We start from the raw sequence: 16,994 nt of genomic DNA, 5'->3' as shown, positions 1-16,994 counted from the left end.
GGACGGATACGCATGTAACCACCCATGGAGGTATTCGTCCAGATGAATTCCAGCAAGCCCGCCAAGGCGGTCAAGGATGTCGTGGAGGCCGCTGCGGAGAAGGTGACCGAGGCCCTGACCCCGGACGTTCCCGGTGCGCCGGGCAGCGCCACGCCGACCGTCGAGGAACCGACGACGACGCACGACCCGTTGCCGCCAAGGAAGGAGCAGGGCGCCCCGGAGACCCGTACGCCGACCGGCGCACCGACCGGCGCACCGACGATCGCGAACGGTCAGCAGGGCGCCTTCCTCACCACCTCCCAGGGTGCGCGGCTGCGCGACACGGACCACTCGCTGAAGGCCGGGCCGCGCGGTCCGACCCTGCTCCAGGACCACCACCTGCGCGAGAAGATCACCCACTTCGACCACGAGCGCATCCCCGAGCGTGTCGTGCACGCGCGTGGGGCCGGAGCGCACGGCGTGTTCACCGGCTACGGCACCGCCGAGGAGATCACGAAGGCCGGCTTCCTCAGGAAGGGCAAGGAGACCGACGTCTTCGTCCGGTTCTCCACCGTCCTCGGCTCGCGCGGCTCGGCCGACACCGTCCGCGACACCCGCGGCTTCGCGACGAAGTTCTACACCGACGAGGGCACCTTCGACCTTGTCGGCAACAACATGCCGGTCTTCTTCATCCAGGACGCGATCAAGTTCCCCGACGTCATCCACGCCGGCAAGCCGCATCCGGATCGGGAGATCCCGCAGGCCCAGAGCGCGCACGACACCTTCTGGGACTTCGTCTCGCTGCACACCGAGGCGCAGCACCACACGATGTGGAACATGTCCGACCGGGGCATCCCGCGTTCGTACCGGACGATGGAGGGCTTCGGTGTGCACACCTTCCGGCTGGTGAACGCCGCCGGGGAGACCGTGCTGGTCAAGTTCCACTGGAAGCCCAAGCTGGGCGTGCACTCCCTGGCCTGGGAGGAGGCACAGCTGCTGGCCGGTGTGGACCCCGACTTCCACCGCCGGGACCTCTACGACGCGATCGAGGCCGGCGCGTACCCCGAGTGGGAACTCGGCATCCAGATTTTCCCCGACACCCCGGAGGAGACGTTCTCCGGCATCGACCTGCTCGATCCGACGAAGATCGTGCCGGAGGAGCTTGCGCCGGTGCAGCCCGTCGGGCGGCTGACGCTCAACCGGACGCCGAGGAACTTCTTCGCCGAGACCGAGCAGGTCGCCTTCCACCTCGGCCACCTGCCCCCGGGGATCGACGTCACCAACGACCCGCTGCTGCAGGGCCGGCTCTTCTCGTACGTCGACACGCAGCTCACCCGGCTGGGCGGGCCGAACTTCTCGCAGCTCCCGATCAACCGGCCGCACGCCCCGGTCAACGACATGCTGCGCGACGGCTTTCACCAGCAGGCCGTGCACGCGGGGGTCGCGCCGTACCGGCCGAACTCGCTCGACGGCGGCAATCCCTTCCCGGCGGGCGACGCCGACAACGCGTTCGTCGACGTGCCGGTGACGGTGGCGGAGGCGACCAAGGTACGCGCGAACCCGGTCTCGTTCGACGACCACTTCAGCCAGGTCCGCCTCTTCTGGCTGAGCATGTCGCCGGTCGAGAAGGAGCACATCGTCCGCGCCTACGCCTTCGAGCTCGGCAAGTGCTACCACCAGGCGATCAAGGAACGCCAGCTCCAGAGCCTCGCCAACATCGACCCGGTGCTGTGCGCGCAGGTCGCCACGGGGCTGGGCCTTCCCGCGCCGGAGCCGACCGTGCCGCTCGCCGACGTCGCGCCGAGCCCCGCCCTGTCGCAGGTCGGCCGGGGGTGGCCGACCGACGGTCGCACGATCGGGATCGTCGTGGACGCCGACAGCGACCTCGACGGGGTCGACGCGGTGCGCCGTGCGGTGTTCGCCGCCGGAATGGTGCCGCTGTTGATCGCCCCGCACGGCGGGACGGTGGGTGGCAGGCCCGTGCAGCGGACCTTCGCCACCGCGCGGTCGGTCGAGTTCGACGCGCTGCTGCTGGCCGGGGCGCCGGCACCGGCGCCGGGCGCGATTCCCGCCCGCGACGCGAAGGCCGGCGCGGCGGACTCGGCGGCCGTGGATCCGCGCGTGCTGCTGCTGGTGCAGGAGTGCTGGCGGCACGCGAAGGCGATCGGTGCGTGGGGCGCCGGCGTCGGCGTGTTGGAGCAGGCCGGGGCCGCCGGGACGCTCGGCGTCGTCGCGGGCGACTCCGGAGCCGACGTGTTCACCGGCGTGCGGCAGCTGATGGCCGCCCACCGGGTGTGGGACCGGTTCCCCGCCTCCGTCGCCTGACGGGGCCCATCCGTTGCGTTGTCGAGGGGCCGTCCTCCGCGTTCGCCGGAGGATGGCCCCTCGGCCGTCCCGCCAGCCGCGTCCACCGGAGAGCGGCCTGCTGGCCGACCCTCCGTATTACCGGATTGTTACCTCTCTGCGCCTGCCCGTGCCTTGCGATCGCCTCTCGTGCGGAATACGTTGCCTCCAACAACAAAACTAAGTGAAGATTCTTCCCTTCCGGAGGCATCGATGACGTTGGTGAGGTGGTGCGAACGATGAGCGACGTACCCATCCTCCTGGAGATGCGCTCCATCACCAAGGAGTTCCCCGGAGTCAAGGCCCTCGCCGACGTCAACCTGGTGGTGCGCGCCGGCGAGATCCACGCCATCTGCGGCGAGAACGGCGCCGGCAAGTCCACCCTGATGAAGGTCCTCAGCGGGGTCTATCCGTACGGCACGTACGAGGGCCAGATCTTCTACCAGGGCGCGGAGACCCGCTTCTCCGACATCCGCGCGAGCGAGAACGCGGGCATCGTGATCATCCATCAGGAGCTCGCGCTCATCCCGGGCATGTCGATCGCCGAGAACATCTTCCTCGGCAACGAGCCGCGCAAGCGGGGTGCGATCGACTGGAAGGCCGCGAACCGGATGGCGCTGGAGCTGCTGGCCCGGGTCGGCCTGACGGAGGACCCGGACACCCTGATCAAGGACATCGGAGTCGGCAAGCAGCAGCTGGTGGAGATCGCCAAGGCGTTCGCCAAGGACGTGAAGCTGCTCATCCTCGACGAGCCGACCGCCGCGCTGAACGAGGCAGATTCCCGGCACCTGCTGGACCTGCTGCGCGGCTTCCGCTCCCGGGGCATCACCTCGATCATGATCTCGCACAAGCTGAACGAGATCGAGGCGATCGCCGACCAGATCACCATCCTGCGCGACGGCAGGACGGTGGAGACGCTGGACGTCCAGGCCGGCGGCGTCGATGAGGACCGGATCGTTCGCGGCATGGTCGGCCGCGAGCTCAGCAGCCGGTTCCCGGAGCACACGCCGAAGATCGGCGAGGTCTTCTTCGAGGTCCGCGACTGGAACGTCCGACACCCGATCTCCGCCGAGCGCCAGGTCTGCAAGAACGAGAACTTCGTCGTACGGCGGGGCGAGATCGTCGGCTTCGCCGGGCTGATGGGCGCGGGGCGCACCGAGCTGGCGATGAGCGTCTTCGGCCGCTCCTACGGGGTGTACGAGTCGGGCACGATCATCAAGGACGGCAAGCAGATCGTGCTGAAGTCGGTGGCGGACGCGATCGCCCACGGGCTCGCGTACGTCAGCGAGGACCGCAAGGCGATCGGCCTCAACCTGCTCGACGACATCAAGACCTCGACGGTGGCCGCCAAGCTGTCCAAGATCTCGCGCCGGGGCGTGCTCGACGAGGTCGCCCAGTACCGGGCCGCCGAGGCGTACCGCAGGGAACTGCGGACCAAGGCCCCGACGGTCGACGAGGGCGTCTCCAAGCTCTCCGGCGGCAACCAGCAGAAGGTCGTGCTGGCGAAGTGGATGTTCACGGACCCGGACCTGCTGATCCTCGACGAGCCGACCCGCGGCATCGACGTGGGCGCCAAGTACGAGATCTACGGCATCATCCAGCGGCTCGCCGACCAGGGGAAGGGCGTCGTCGTCATCTCCTCGGAACTGCCGGAGCTGATCGGGCTCTGCGACCGCATCTACACCGTGTTCGAAGGCGCCATCACGGGCGAGATCGCCCGGGCGGACGCAAACCCGGAGATCCTCATGAAGCAGATGACCTCGACGAAGAAGATGCAGACACGATGAGCCGTATCAAGGACCTTCAGAAGAACCTGTTCGGAGGCACGACCTCCAACGCCCGCCAGTTCGGGATGATCTTCACACTGGTCGCGATCGTCGTCCTGTTCCAGATCCTCACCGACGGCCTGACCCTGCGATCGGACAACCTGATCGCGCTGTTCCAGCAGAACTCGTACATCCTCATCCTGGCCATCGGCATGCTGATGGTGATCGTCGCCGGGCACATCGACCTGTCGGTCGGCTCGGTCGCCGCGTTCGCCGGCATCCTGGTGGCCAAGTCGATGTCCGACTGGTCGCTGCCCTGGCCCGCCGCCATCGCCTTCGGCCTGATCATCGGCGCGGCGATCGGTGCCTGGCAGGGCTTCTGGGTGGCCTACATCGGGGTGCCGGCGTTCATCGTCACCCTGGCGGGCATGTTGCTCTTCCGGGGTGGCAACCAGTTCATCGGCAACGCGGACACGATCCCGGTGCCCGAGAGCTTCCGGGTGATCGGCTCCGGGTTCCTGCCCGAGGTCGGCCCGAGCACCGGCTACAACAACCTGACGTTGCTACTGGGCCTGGTCGCGTGCGCGGCCGTGGTGTGGCGGGAGTTCCAGGCACGCCGGACGCGCCACGAGATGAACGCCGACCCGACCCCGATGTGGGTGTCGATCCTGCGGCTGGCCGTGATGATCGGCGTGATCGTCTTCGCCTCGCTGCGCTTCGCCAGCGGCCGGGTCGGCACCAGCTTCCCGATCTCCGGCATCATCCTGCTGGCGCTGGTGCTCGTGTACTCCTTCTACACCCGCAACACCGCCGGCGGCCGGCACATCTACGCGGTGGGCGGCAACTCCCGGGCCGCCGAGCTTTCCGGCGTGAAGCTCAAGCGGGTCAACTTCTTCGTCATGATGAACATGTCCGTGCTGGCCGCGCTGGCCGGGATGATCTTCGTGGCCCGTTCGGCGGCCTCCGGGCCGCAGGACGGCAACGGCTGGGAACTGGACGCGATCGCCGCGGTCTTCATCGGTGGGGCGGCCGTCTCCGGCGGCATCGGGACCATCAGCGGCTCGATCGTCGGTGGTCTGGTCATGGCCGTGCTCAACAACGGCCTGCAACTGATGGGCGTGGGCACCGACCGCGTCCAGATCATCAAGGGTCTGGTCCTGCTGCTGGCCGTCGCGATCGACGTCTACAACAAGAGCCAGGGGCGGTTCTCCGTCATCGGAAGCCTCACGCGTGCGTTCCGCCGTGACGGTTCCGGCCCCCCCACCGCAACACCCAAGGTGGACGGCAAGCCGGCCCCCGTCAAGGTGTCCGGCTGACGCCCACCGACCTTCTCTTCCCGTATCACCTCCGTAGAAGGGCACTACTTCATGCGTAACTTCCTCGGCAAGTCGGTGGCCATCGGCGCCATCGCGGCGCTGGCTCTGACCGCCTGCGGCTCCGGCCGTGACGAGGAGTCCGGCGGCGGCTCCGAGGCCGCCAAGGGCTTCGCGGCCAACTCCCTGATCGGCGTGGCCCTGCCCGCCAAGACCTCGGAGAACTGGGTCCTCGCCGGTGACCTGTTCACCAGCGGCCTCAAGGAGGCCGGCTTCACCAGCGACGTGCAGTACGCGGGTGCGTCGACCACGGTCGCCGACCAGCAGGCGCAGATCACCGCCATGGTGACCAAGGGCGCCAAGGCCATCGTCATCGGCGCGACCGACGCCGCGCAGCTGTCGACCCAGGTCGCCGCGGCGCACCAGGCGGGCGTGAAGGTCATCGCCTACGACCGGCTGATCACCAACACCCCGGACCTCGACTACTACGTCGCGTTCGACAACTTCAAGGTCGGCCAGCTCCAGGGCCAGGCCCTGCTGGACGGCATGAAGGCCAAGAAGCCGAACGGCCCGTACAACATCGAGCTCTTCTCCGGCTCGCCGGACGACAACAACGCCGGTGTCTTCTTCAACGGCGCGATGGACGTGCTCAAGCCGGAGATCGACAAGGGTAACGTGGTCGTCGCCTCGAAGCAGGTCGACGTCAAGCAGACCGCCATCCAGGGCTGGAAGGCCGAGGGTGCGCAGGCCCGCATGGACCAGCTGCTGACCTCGACCTACGGCAGCAAGCAACTGGACGGCGTCCTCTCCCCGAACGACACCCTGGGCCGCGCGATCATCACCTCGATCAAGGGTGCCGGCAAGTCCGTCCCGATCGTCACCGGTCAGGACTCCGAGGTCGAGTCGATCAAGTCGATCATGGCCGGCGAGCAGTACATGACGATCAACAAGGACACCCGGAACCTGGTCAAGCAGACCATCACCATGGTGAAGGCCCTCCAGGCCGGCGATGCCCCCGAGGTGAACGACACCAAGTCCTACAACAACGGCAGCAAGGTCGTCGAGACGTACCTGCTCCCGCCGATGGCCGTCACCAAGGCCAACGCGGCCGAGGCCTACGCCAACGACCCGAAGCTCGCGCCGCTCACCAAGTGAGCACCGTGAGGTAACACCGACGAGGGGTCCCGGAGTCCGTTCTCCGGGGCCCCTTCGTCGTGAACGGCAGTCCCGCACGACGCCGAGCCGATCCGCCGGAGGGAGACCCGACCGTGGCGACACCCACCCGGTCCGGGCGGTCCGGGTTCGCTCGCGACCCGGAGCCCTCCCGGCCCGCGGGGCCCGGCGTCACCCAGGAGGAGACCCGCCGACGCAACCTCGGTGCCGTGCTACGTCACATACACGTGCACGGCCCGACGTCCCGCGCCGAACTGACCAGCTGGCTCGGACTCAACCGCAGCACGATCGGAGCGCTCGCGGCCGACCTGGCCTCCGCCGGTCTGGTCACCGAGGAGGCACCGTCCAGCGGCCGCCGCGCCGGCCGGCCGTCGCTGGTGGTGAGCCCCCGCTCCGACCACGTGTACGCCCACGCGCTGAGCGTCGAGGCGGACCGGCTGCGGGCCGCCCGCGTCGGCCTCGGCGGCCGCATCCTCGACCTGCGGGAGGTCGACCGGCCCGACGGTATGTCGGCCGTCGACGCCCTCGGCCCGCTGATCGGCCTCATCCACGACATGGAGCGCTCCGTGGCCTCCGGCGCGCTGTTGGTGGGCGGCGCGGTCGCGGTGACCGACACCGCCCGCGACCGCGACGGCCGGATCCGGATCGGCGGACCCGACGAGACGCTGCGCGCCGCGATCGAGGCCGAGCTCACCGTGGGCCCCGGCTTCGTCGCCGGCGACCTGGCCGACATCGCCGCCGTGGCCGAACACGTCCGGGGCGCGGCGGCGGGCGTGGACAGTCTCGTGTACCTGCACGGCGGCCTCGGGGTCAGCGCCGGGATCATCATCGGCGGCCGATCGGTGGCGGGCCACCGGGGACACGGCGGCAAGGTCGGCCACATGGTGGTCAACCGGGACGGGCTGCTCTGCGGGTGTGGCTCACACGGCTGCTGGGAGACCGAGATCGGCGAGGCCGCGCTGCTGCGCCACGCCGGCCGGGAGTCGGGCGGGCCCGCGGCGGTCGTCGAGGTCCTGCGCGCGGCGGGCAGCGGCGAGCCCACCGCCGGTGCGGCGGTCCGGCAGGTCGCCGACTGGCTCGGCTTCGGCGTGGCCAACCTGGTCAACGTCGTCAATCCGGACGCCGTCGTGTTCGGCGGCTCACTGCGCGACCTCTACACCGTCGGGGCGGACACCGTTCGACGCCGCCTGGACGCGATGGTGCTGCCCGCCTTCCGCGAGCACGTGCGGCTACGGGTGGCGGCGCTCGGCCGCGACGCGGTCCTGGTCGGCGCCGCCGAACTGGCCTTCGGCAGACTGCTGGCGGACCCGCTGAACGTCGGGGTGGCCGCCCCGACGGGGGACGGTGTCGTACCGGCGCGCTAGCTATCGGCGTCGGTGGGGGCAGCCCGGGGGAGCGCGGTCCGGTGCGCGGGGGCCGCCTGGTCGAGCGCGGTCCGGATCGTGTGCAGCAGCGGACCGGCCGGATCCTCGATCCAGTGTTGGACCGCCACGCGCAGGGTGACCAGGAAGGTGGCCGCCAGGACCCGGGACCGCAGCGGCGCGTCCGGGTCGGTCAGCCGGAGCGCGAGTGCCGTCGACAGCTCGCGTTCGACCGTCGTGTAGGCCGCCATCTGATGGGTCAGCAGGTCCGGGCGCCCGCGCAGCTGCCGACGTTGGGCCAGCCAGGACGGTGTCGGGTCGCCGTACATCTCGGTGGTGAGTCGTTCGGCCGCCCGGCTGAGCACCGTCCACGGCTCCTCCTCGACGGGCTGGTCCCGGATCAGCTCCAGCAGCCGGCGCAGCCGCACGATGTCGCCGTGGAAGAACGCCTCCTCCTTGCTGGAGAAGTAATTCGAGAACGTCCGTCGGGAGACGTTCGCGGCGTCGGCGATGGCTTCGACCGTCACCCGGTCGAGCCCCTCTGCGGCGGCGAGGCGCAGGGCCGCCTCGTGCAGGGCGAGACGGGTGGCCGCCTTCTTGCGTTCCCGCAGCCCAGTGGGTTCGGCCATGGGGCAACGGTACGCGGTGGTGATCCACTTCTCAATGCGCAAACTTGCTCGGCGGGCAAGATTGTCGGATAGTTGCGTGCGGCAACCATCACCCCGCCGGGAGGCACGCGTGGAAACCACCGCCCGTGAGCTCGGGGCGCGGCTGTACGACCTGCTCAAGAGCGTGCGGCTGATCAAGCAACGCCGGGTCGACGACCGGCCGGCGGTGCCGATCGGCCTGTTCGGCATGCTCATGCAGATCGAGCAGCAGCCCACCGGCTGTCACGCCCGGGAGTTGGCCGTCCGCACCGGGCTCGACCCGTCGACCGTCAGCCGCGCCGTCGCATCGCTGGTCGCGCACGGCATGGTCGAGCGGGACGCGGACCCCGCCGACCGGCGGGCGAACTGTCTGACAGTCACCCCGGCCGGGGTGGTCGCGCTGACCGACACCTACGACTGGTACGCCGAACTGCTCGACCGGGCGCTCGCCGACTGGAGCCCCGACGAGGTGGCGACGCTCTGCGCTGCCCTCGGCCGGTTCACCCGCGACGTCGAGAACGCCCTAGAAACCCACGACAATCTGGAGGACGCGCGATGAGCGCACCCACCACCACGGCCGAACCCGCGCCGATGACCCACCGGCAGACGCTCGAGGCGCTCAGCGGTCTGCTGCTGGTGCTCTTCGTCGCCATGCTGAGCAGCACCGTCGTCTCGACGGCGCTTCCGAAGATCATGGGGTCGCTGAACGGCTCGCAGATCCAGTACACCTGGGTGGTCACCGCCACCCTGCTCACCGCGACGGCGACCACCCCGATCTGGGGCAAGCTCGCCGACCTGTTCAACAAGAAGACGCTGGTGCAGGTCGCCATCATCGTCTTCCTGGTCGGCTCGGTGGTCGCCGGCTTCTCGCAGAGCGCCGGCCAGCTCATCGCCGCCCGTGCGTTCCAGGGCATCGGCATCGGCGGCCTCCAGGCCCTCGTCCAGGTCGCCATCGCGGCGATGATCCCGCCGCGTGAGCGTGGCCGCTACAACGGCTACCTCGGCGGCGTGATGGCCTTCGCCACTGTCGGCGGCCCCCTGCTCGGCGGCCTCATCGTCGACACGTCCTGGCTCGGCTGGCGCTGGTGCTTCTTCGTCGGCGTGCCCATCGCCGCCATCGCGCTGGTTCTGCTCCAGATCACCCTGCGCCTGCCCACCGTCCGCCGGGAGAACGTCAAGATCGACTATCTGGGCGCGAGCCTGATCGCCGCCGGCGTCAGCCTGCTGCTGATCTGGATCTCGTTCGTCGACAGCTCGTTCGCCTGGTTCTCCTGGCAGAGCGTCGCCATGGTCGGCGGCGCGGTGCTCCTGCTCGCCCTGGCGACCTGGGTCGAGTCGCGGGCGGCCGAACCGGTCGTTCCGCTCGGCATCCTCCGCGAGCGCACCACCGCCCTCGCGATCCTCGGCAGCCTCGCGGTCGGTATGGCCATGTTCGGCGGCGCCGTCTTCCTGGGCCAGTACTTCCAGATCGGGCGCGGCTACAGCCCGACCGAGGCCGGCCTGCTCACCATCCCGATGATGGCCGGCGTCCTCCTTTCGTCGATCGTCGCCGGCCGCATGATCACCAAGAGCGGCAAGATCAAGCCGTACATCCTCGCCGGCTCGATCACCCTCGTGGTCGGGTTCAGCCTGCTCGGCACGATCGACCACCAGACGTCGCTGGTCCTGGTCGGCGTGGCCATGTTCATCGTCGGCACCGGCGTCGGCATGACCATGCAGAACCTCGTCCTCGCCGTGCAGAACACCGTCTCGCTCAAGGACATCGGGGCGGCCAGCTCCACTGTCGCGTTCTTCCGCTCCCTCGGCGGCACCATCGGCGTCTCGGTGCTCGGCGCCATCCTCGCCCGTCGGGTCGGCGATCGGATCACCCACGACCTGACCGCCGCGGGGATCCCCACCTCGGGCGGCTCTGGAAGCAGCACCCTCAACCTCGATGCGCTGCCCGAGCCCGTGAAGAACATCGTCCGCGCCGCGTACGGTGACGCGACCGGGCACATCTTCTTCATCTCCGCCGCCATCGCCGTCGTCGGCGTCATCGCGGCACTCCTGCTCAAGCCGACCACACTGCGCAGCAGCCTCGACCTGCCCGACCCGGCCAGGTCGGCGGCCGGCGCCGCCGACACGATCGACGACGCCCCCGCCTTCGACCAGGTGAGCGTCGGCAGCGAAGGGACGAGGCGCCCGCCCACCGGCGTTTGAGGCAGGGAACCCGGGGCCGCCGACGGCCCCGGGGTGCCCTGCGCCGGCACGGGCCGCGTACGAGGGATCCGTCCCAGCGAGGCCGTCACCAGCGGCCGTGACCGAGTCGAGGATCTGTGCAGACTGCCGAGGCCACACCGGTCCGGCTGGCGGCTCCCGGCCGACGGCCCGGCCCGCTGCGCCGGGCCATCCGCGAGCTGGCGCTCGTCGCCGTGCTCTTCGGGGCGTACAAGTTGGGGCGCCTCGCGGTGGTCGGCCGGGCCGGAACCGCGGTGGCGAACGGGGAATTCGTCTGGCACCTGGAGCGGCTGCTCCGCCTGCCCAGCGAGGTCGCCCTCCAGCACCCCGTGCTCTCCGCCGAGCTGCTGGCGCGCCTGGCCAACAGCTACTACGCCTACGTGCATTTCCCGGCGACGATCGGGTGTCTGCTCTGGCTGTACCTGCGCCGCCCGGCGCACTACCGCTGGACGCGTCGGGGGCTCGCCGCGCTCACCGCGGCGGCGCTGGCACTGCACCTCCTCGTTCCGCTGGCACCGCCACGGCTGACCCCGCTGACCGGCATGGTGGACACCGGCAGCCGGTACGGGCCCGCCGTCTACGGCCCGCCCGGCACCGACGAGGTGAGCAACCAGTACGCTGCCATGCCTTCCCTGCACGTCGGCTGGGCCATCGCCGTCGGCGTCGCGCTCGTCGCGACCACCGCCGGACGGCGGCGCTGGCTGTGGTTGGCGCACCCGATCGTCACGGCGCTGGTCGTCGTCGTCACCGGCAACCACTACTGGCTAGACGGCATCGTGGCCACCGCGATGCTCGCAATCGTCCTGATGCTGCTGCCCGCGCCCGCCGACGGCGACCGGCCGTCCGGTCGCTCGTGGGGCTGTCCCCGAGGCCGTCCGGATCGGCCACCCGGGTCGACCCGGTGTCGGGTGGGGGCGCCGGCCGGCGGGTGGCGGCGGGCCCGTGAGCGACGGCGCGTCGTGAGGGGGGCCGCCGCCACCCGCCGGCGATGAGACGAGTAATGTTCATCACAAATCGAACCTCATTCACCTCGGTCTCGCAAGGAACGCGCTCGCGAGGCGGATTCCCTTTTCCGGTAGCCCCCGCCGGGCCGCCGGCACCCCCGAGACACCGTCCTCATCGGATACGCATCGCTCCCGGATTTGTACGGAGGGTGATGATTGTTGGCTGGTTGTGATCGGTGAAGGACCGTTCCGGGCACCGTTCGGGCTCCGGGCTTTGTGCCGATCACTACCCTGTTCGATGACCCTGTGCCTGGGGGCACCCAACGACAGCGATAAGGGCTTCAGATGACCGACAGTCACTCTCCGTACGGTGGGCAGCCGAACCCGAACGTCACCCCGTGGAGCGGGCCACCGGCGCCGCCGGCGCCGCCGGCCGGTTACCCCGCATACGGGCAGCCAGGCCAGCCGCCGCAGTACGGCGCCCCCGTCCCGCCGCAGAAGTCGAACCGGGGCTTGGTGATCGGGCTGGCCGTGGGTGCCGCCGTGATCGTCCTCCTCGCGCTCTGCGGCACCGGCGTCGGGCTCTTCCTCGTCGGCGGGGACGACAAGGACCCGCAGCCGATCGTCTCCGCGCCCGTGAACCCCACCACCGCCAACCCCCAACCGAGCACGGACACCTCGACCGCCCCGGAGCAGTCCCAGTCGCCGGAGCAGCCGAACAACGACAACGCGGTGACCGCCCGGTACTCCAGCGACCTGTCCTCGGTCTGCGACGGCAGCCCGATCCTGAACGCGACGCCGTACAGCGGCCCGTCCGGTGCCAAGGCCTACGCCTTCGCCAACTCCCCCGAGCGGCCGTCGTACTGGTCGTCGAAGTCGGTCAGCTCGAACAAGCCGTACTACGCCAAGTCGGCCGATTTCGAGAAGGTGTCCGTGGTCGGCTGCCTGAAGGTCATCGAGGGCAGCGAGGGCACGCCCAAGAGCTGCGAATACAAGGACAGCGCGGGTAAGGTCGTGACGGTCTCCCTCATCTCGTCGCGCTACACGATGACCTTCTACGCGGCGAAGACCGGCGAGAAGATCGGCGACGGCGGCACCGTGAACGCCCCGGCGAACCGTTGCCCGAGCTTCATCTCGTACAACAAGACCACCATGAAGTCGTACGCCGCACCGGACAGCGGCACCATCGAGGCGGCCGTGGACAAGTTCCTGTCCTGAGTCGACGGGTGCGCAACGGGGAGGGACGGAACACCGTCCCTCCCCGTTGCGCGGTCAGCCGCAGCTCGGTGTGCGTCATGCCGTCGGTGAAGCCGAGCGCGGCGTGGGTGTCGCGCAGCACGGCGAGCAGCTGCGGATCGGTCAGCAACGGGTCGGCGCCGTCGACGAGGTGGCCGACCTCCTCGCAGTACGGTGCGAAGCCGAGCTGCTTGTGGCCCACACAGATCGGCAATACCTCGCCCCGGAACACCGCCGCGTCGACGCTGATCTCCGGCCCGTCGGCGTACTCCTCCCAGAGGATTCCCCAGTCGTCGGCGGGGACCTCGGGCAGCGCGGCGTGGCCGGTGTCGGCGATGGCGAACCCGGCGGCCACCTCCCCCGGCGAGCGCACCACCGTGACCCCGATGCTGCCGCCCAGCGCGCGGGGCTTCAGCACGGCCGGGTAGCCGGTCGACCGGCCGGCGGCCAGCGCCGCCTCGACGTCGGCGACCGGCAGCGAGCGGGGCTGCGGCACGTTCCGGGCGGCCAGCGCCAGCCGGGTGCGGTGCTTGTCCCGACAGCGGGCCACCACCTCGGGATCGCCGCCCGGCAGCCCGAGCGCCTCGGCCACCCGCGAGGCGCCCAGGATCCGGGTCTCGTCCCAGCAGACCACCCCGTCGATGCGGTTCTCGGCCGACACGGCGTGGGCGGCGGCGGTCATGGCAGCCACGTCGAGGGTGTTCAGCACCGTCCAGCCGTGCAGGTACCCCGTTCCCAGGCCGGTTCCCGGTCGCAGAACAGGTGCACCCGGTATTCCTGGCTGATGCTGTTGAGCAGGTACTCCCGGAACCACTGGCCGCCGGGGGTCACCACCAGAAGCTGGGGTCTCATGCCGGTTCTCCTTCGTCGTGGCGGGGGCCGGTGGCGCAAGCGGCCGGGCCCGCCCCGCGCGGCCGCGCGGCGAAGGGACTGTCGGCAGGCCGGTCACTCATGGCGGATCCTCGAGGCCAGGGCGGCTCCGGGCGGGCCGCCAGCAGGTGCGTCAGTAACTGGGGGAGCGCCGAACCACGGGGACACCGTGCACGTTAGCGGCTCCGGTCCGGCCGCGCTGTCCGCTGTCTCGCAGTCACGGCAGCTCCCGACAGGACCGTCGTCGGCGACGGCCGTCCCACCGTTCTGCCGATGGCCGTCCCACCGTTCTGCCGGCGGCCGTCCCACCGTTTCTGCCGGCGGCACCCGGCGGTCGGGGACGGCACCGGTCCCGGGTGGCTACCCTGACCCCAGCTCATCGAAGTTCGTCCGTGCGTCGGGGAGGTGGGACGTGGGGGAGCCCGGTCGGGATGCGCTCGTGGCGTTCGTCGACGAGCTCGCCCGGCTCCGGACGTTGGCCGGGGGACCGTCGTTGAACACGCTGGTCGCGGTCGCCGCCGGGCTGGGGCGGCCGCTCGCCCGGTCCACCCTCAGCGACAAGCTCAACGCCAAGTCCCTGCCCGAGTGGGACTTCGTCGTCGCGTACGTCGGCGCCTGCCGCGCCCACGCCGAGCAGGTCGGCGCCCGGCTGCCGACGGAGCTGACGGAACTCCCCCGGTGGGAGGACGCGTACTGGTGCCTGTTGCGGGCGGCGGACGCCGCGCGGGCCGGCGACCGGATCGGCGGCGCGGCCCGGGCCGAACTTGGCCGCCGGGCCCGGGCCCCCCCGGCCGCGCCGCCCGCCGAGTCGGCCGGCGGGGACCGGCGCACGGCCGGCCAGTGGGTCGTGCCCCGGCAGTTGCCCGCAACGGCGCCGCACTTCGTGGGGCGCACGCCCCAGCTCGCCGCGCTGACCGCGCTGCTGGCCGACCCGGCCGCCGCGCCGGGCACGATGCTGATCTGCGCGATCGGCGGAACGGCGGGGGTCGGCAAGACGGCCCTCGCCGTGCACTGGGCACACCAGGTGGCCGACCGGTTCGCGGACGGGCAGCTCTACGTCAACCTGCGCGGGTTCGACCCCGGCGGGACGACGACGAGCCCGGCGGAGGCGCTGGATGGCTTCCTGGAGGCGCTCGCGGTGCCGCCCGAGCGGATCCCGACCGGGCTCGCCGCCCAGGCCGGGCTCTTCCGCAGCCTGCTGGCCGGCCGGCGGATGCTCGTGCTGCTGGACAACGCGCGCGACGCCGACCAGGTGCGACCGCTGTTGCCCGGCTCGCCGGGCTGCCTGGTGCTGGTGACCAGCCGGCACCGGCTGCCGGGCCTCGTCGCGGTCCAGGGCGCCCACCCGCTCGCCCTGGAACTGCTCTCCGCCGCCGAGGCCCGCGAGCTGCTGTCCCGCCGACTCGGCGCGGCCCGGGTCGTCGACGAGCCGGACGCGGTGGACCGGATCGTCGGGGCGTCGGCGGGACTGCCGCTGGCCCTGGCCGTCGTCGCCGCGCGGGCCGCCACCCAGCCGGAGTTCCGCCTTGCCCGGCTCGCCGACGAGTTGGACGACACCCGGGGCAGCCTCGACGGGTTCTCCGGCGGGGAGGCCGCCGTCGATGTGCGGTCGGTGCTGTCCTGGTCGTACCAGGGTCTGGAGCCTGCGGCGTCGGCGCTGTTCCGGCTGCTCGGGCTGCACCCCGGCCCGGACCTCTCCGTCGCGGCCGCCGCCGCCCTCGCGGCCACCACCGTCGCGCGGGTGCGGGGGCCGCTGGCGACCCTGACCCGGGCGAACCTGCTCGCCGAGCCCACCCCCGGCCGGTACGCCCTGCACGACCTCCTCGCCGTGTACGCCGCCGAGCTGGCCTGGAGCACCGACCCCGAACCCGGGCGTCGGGCCGCGCTGGGCCGGCTGCTCGACCACTACCTGCATACCACCCACGCCGCTGACCTGCTGCTGCACCGGCATCGCGACCACATCGACCTGCCGGCGGCGGCCCCCGGCGCGGCGCTGCCGCAGCTGCGCGACCGCGACGAGGCGTGGGCCTGGCTCACCGCCGAGCACCGAGTGCTGCTCGCCGCCGTCGCCCTAGCCGCCGGCAACGGCTTCGAGCTCCATGCCTGGCAACTCGCCTGGAGCGTCAACACCTACCTCGACCGGGTGGGGGCCTGGCAGGACCAGTCGACCGCGCAGCAGTTGGCGCTGCGCGCCGCCGCGCAGGCGGGCGACCGCAACGGCCAGGCCCGGGCGCACCGCAACCGCGCCGTGGCGTGCCTGCGGCTCGGCGCCCACGACGAGGCCCGGGCACACCTGGAGCAGGCCCTCGCCCTGCACGGTGCGCTCGGCGACCACGTCGGCGGCGCCCGAACCCAGCTCAACCTCGGCATCCTGGCCGAACGGCAGGGCGACCACCGGCAGGCCCTCGGGCACGCGCAACGCGCCTTCGATCTGTTCGAGACTGCGGGTCACGTCGATGGTCAGGGCAACGCGCTCAACAACATCGGCTGGTACCACATCCAGCTCGGGGATCACCGGCGCGCGCTCGACTACTGCCGGCGGGCCCTCGCCCAGCAGCAGCGTGCCGGCAACCGGTACTGGGAGGCCCACGCCTGGGACAGCCTCGGCTACGCGCACCACCACCTCGGCCAGGCCGCGGAGGCCGTCGACTGCTACGAACGCGCGCTCGCGCTCTGGCGGGAGGCCGGCGAGCGCTACTTCGAGGCCACCACGCTGACGCACCTCGGCGACACCCGGCAGGCCGCCGGGGCTCCCGGGGCCGCTCGCGCCGCCTGGTGCCGGGCGGTCGACATCCTCGACCCGCTCGGTCACCCGGACGCCGACCAGGTCCGGGCCAGGCTGGACGCCGTTGCCGGGGCGCCCCCTGAACCCGCCCGCGCCGGCCCCCAGAACCCCGACGTCGGGTTCCTGCCCGACGCGGGCCGGCCGGGCGGACCCGGCGCAGCGACCGATGCCCCAGCCTGAACGATGACGCAAGCGCCCGTCGTCCGGCGGATTCCCGGACGCCGGACGACGCCCGGGCCGGTGTCGGTGCGGGTTCTACCTGCTCAGCGGCACCGGCACCGGGAGCGGGCAGGGGCGTGTCCGGGTGGTCACCCGACGAACATGAGCACCCCTACTCATTCGCCCGCCGGGGACGTTGGG

Annotated in this window: 13 protein-coding genes; 10 read left to right on the top strand and 3 right to left on the bottom strand. The window is 71.3% G+C overall.

Annotated elements, in window-relative coordinates; genetic code table 11:
• Nucleotides 1-42 precede the first annotated feature (42 nt).
• The 5 genes from SNR22_RS01450 (at nt 43) to SNR22_RS01430 (ending at nt 7,938) form a co-directional block, all read left to right on the top strand.
• Nucleotides 43-2,304, top strand: a complete 2,262-nt coding sequence (locus SNR22_RS01450; RefSeq protein ID WP_320064431.1) for a catalase — start codon at nt 43-45, stop codon at nt 2,302-2,304.
• Between the two features lie 257 nt (nt 2,305-2,561).
• Nucleotides 2,562-4,109, top strand: coding sequence for a multiple monosaccharide ABC transporter ATP-binding protein (gene mmsA, locus SNR22_RS01445; RefSeq protein ID WP_320064430.1), 1,548 nt, complete (start codon nt 2,562-2,564; stop codon nt 4,107-4,109).
• Nucleotides 4,106-5,404: a multiple monosaccharide ABC transporter permease gene (mmsB, locus tag SNR22_RS01440; protein ID WP_320064428.1), complete on the top strand. Its 1,299-nt coding sequence runs from the start codon at nt 4,106-4,108 to the stop codon at nt 5,402-5,404. The genes mmsA and mmsB overlap by 4 nt, the downstream gene beginning before the upstream one ends.
• A 51-nt stretch (nt 5,405-5,455) precedes the next feature.
• Complete coding sequence (locus SNR22_RS01435) at nt 5,456-6,556, top strand: sugar-binding protein (protein ID WP_320064426.1); 1,101 nt, start codon at nt 5,456-5,458, stop codon at nt 6,554-6,556.
• A 113-nt stretch (nt 6,557-6,669) separates the two neighbouring features.
• Nucleotides 6,670-7,938, top strand: coding sequence for an ROK family transcriptional regulator (locus tag SNR22_RS01430; protein WP_320064425.1), 1,269 nt, complete (start codon nt 6,670-6,672; stop codon nt 7,936-7,938).
• Here SNR22_RS01430 and SNR22_RS01425 read toward each other — a convergent pair.
• On the bottom strand, nt 7,935-8,564 hold the full coding sequence (locus SNR22_RS01425) for a TetR/AcrR family transcriptional regulator (protein WP_320064423.1): 630 nt from the start codon (nt 8,562-8,564) through the stop codon (nt 7,935-7,937). The two genes, SNR22_RS01430 and SNR22_RS01425, sit on opposite strands and share 4 nt — an antisense overlap.
• A 109-nt stretch (nt 8,565-8,673) precedes the next feature.
• Here SNR22_RS01425 and SNR22_RS01420 point away from each other — a divergent pair, with 109 nt between their 5' ends.
• The 4 genes from SNR22_RS01420 to SNR22_RS01405 all read left to right on the top strand — a co-directional run bounded on the left by SNR22_RS01420 (nt 8,674) and on the right by SNR22_RS01405 (nt 12,961).
• Nucleotides 8,674-9,141: a MarR family winged helix-turn-helix transcriptional regulator gene (locus SNR22_RS01420; protein ID WP_320064422.1), complete on the top strand. Its 468-nt coding sequence runs from the start codon at nt 8,674-8,676 to the stop codon at nt 9,139-9,141.
• The gene (locus SNR22_RS01415) at nt 9,138-10,781 is read left to right on the top strand and encodes an MDR family MFS transporter (RefSeq protein ID WP_320064420.1); all 1,644 of its coding nucleotides are present in this window, start codon (nt 9,138-9,140) and stop codon (nt 10,779-10,781) included. Before SNR22_RS01420 ends, SNR22_RS01415 begins: the two co-directional genes overlap by 4 nt.
• A 116-nt stretch (nt 10,782-10,897) precedes the next feature.
• Nucleotides 10,898-11,791: a phosphatase PAP2 family protein gene (locus tag SNR22_RS01410; protein ID WP_320064418.1), complete on the top strand. Its 894-nt coding sequence runs from the start codon at nt 10,898-10,900 to the stop codon at nt 11,789-11,791.
• A 297-nt stretch (nt 11,792-12,088) separates the two neighbouring features.
• Nucleotides 12,089-12,961, top strand: a complete 873-nt coding sequence (locus SNR22_RS01405; protein ID WP_320064417.1) for a hypothetical protein — start codon at nt 12,089-12,091, stop codon at nt 12,959-12,961.
• Here the strand turns inward: SNR22_RS01405 and SNR22_RS01400 are convergent.
• Nucleotides 12,873-13,688, bottom strand: a complete 816-nt coding sequence (locus SNR22_RS01400; RefSeq protein WP_320064415.1) for an ATP-grasp domain-containing protein — start codon at nt 13,686-13,688, stop codon at nt 12,873-12,875. The genes SNR22_RS01405 and SNR22_RS01400 overlap by 89 nt on opposite strands.
• A complete protein-coding gene (locus SNR22_RS01395) occupies nt 13,682-13,831 on the bottom strand; it encodes a hypothetical protein (RefSeq protein WP_320064414.1) in 150 nt (49 codons plus the stop codon). Before SNR22_RS01395 ends, SNR22_RS01400 begins: the two co-directional genes overlap by 7 nt.
• A 430-nt stretch (nt 13,832-14,261) precedes the next feature.
• Between SNR22_RS01395 and SNR22_RS01390 the strand changes: the two genes are divergently transcribed.
• Nucleotides 14,262-16,814, top strand: a complete 2,553-nt coding sequence (locus SNR22_RS01390) for an ATP-binding protein (protein WP_320064413.1) — start codon at nt 14,262-14,264, stop codon at nt 16,812-16,814.
• The last annotated feature ends 180 nt before the right edge of the window (nt 16,815-16,994 follow it).

Source organism: Micromonospora sp. RTGN7, assembly GCF_033804645.1.
GTDB lineage: Bacteria > Actinomycetota > Actinomycetes > Mycobacteriales > Micromonosporaceae > Micromonospora.
Note: the sequence above shows the minus strand (reverse complement) of the source record. Positions and strands in the feature narration are given on the sequence as shown.

Bases quoted from the DNA above. Each gene is read 5' to 3' on its own strand.
- SNR22_RS01450 (WP_320064431.1), top strand. From the start codon at position 43: ATGAATTCCAGCAAGCCCGCCAAGGCGGTCAAGGATGTCGTGGAGGCC.
- mmsA (WP_320064430.1), top strand. From the start codon at position 2,562: ATGAGCGACGTACCCATCCTCCTGGAGATGCGCTCCATCACCAAGGAG.
- mmsB (WP_320064428.1), top strand. From the start codon at position 4,106: ATGAGCCGTATCAAGGACCTTCAGAAGAACCTGTTCGGAGGCACGACC.
- SNR22_RS01435 (WP_320064426.1), top strand. From the start codon at position 5,456: ATGCGTAACTTCCTCGGCAAGTCGGTGGCCATCGGCGCCATCGCGGCG.
- SNR22_RS01425 (WP_320064423.1), bottom strand. From the start codon at position 8,564: ATGGCCGAACCCACTGGGCTGCGGGAACGCAAGAAGGCGGCCACCCGT.
- SNR22_RS01415 (WP_320064420.1), top strand. From the start codon at position 9,138: ATGAGCGCACCCACCACCACGGCCGAACCCGCGCCGATGACCCACCGG.
- SNR22_RS01405 (WP_320064417.1), top strand. From the start codon at position 12,089: ATGACCGACAGTCACTCTCCGTACGGTGGGCAGCCGAACCCGAACGTC.
- SNR22_RS01395 (WP_320064414.1), bottom strand. From the start codon at position 13,831: ATGAGACCCCAGCTTCTGGTGGTGACCCCCGGCGGCCAGTGGTTCCGG.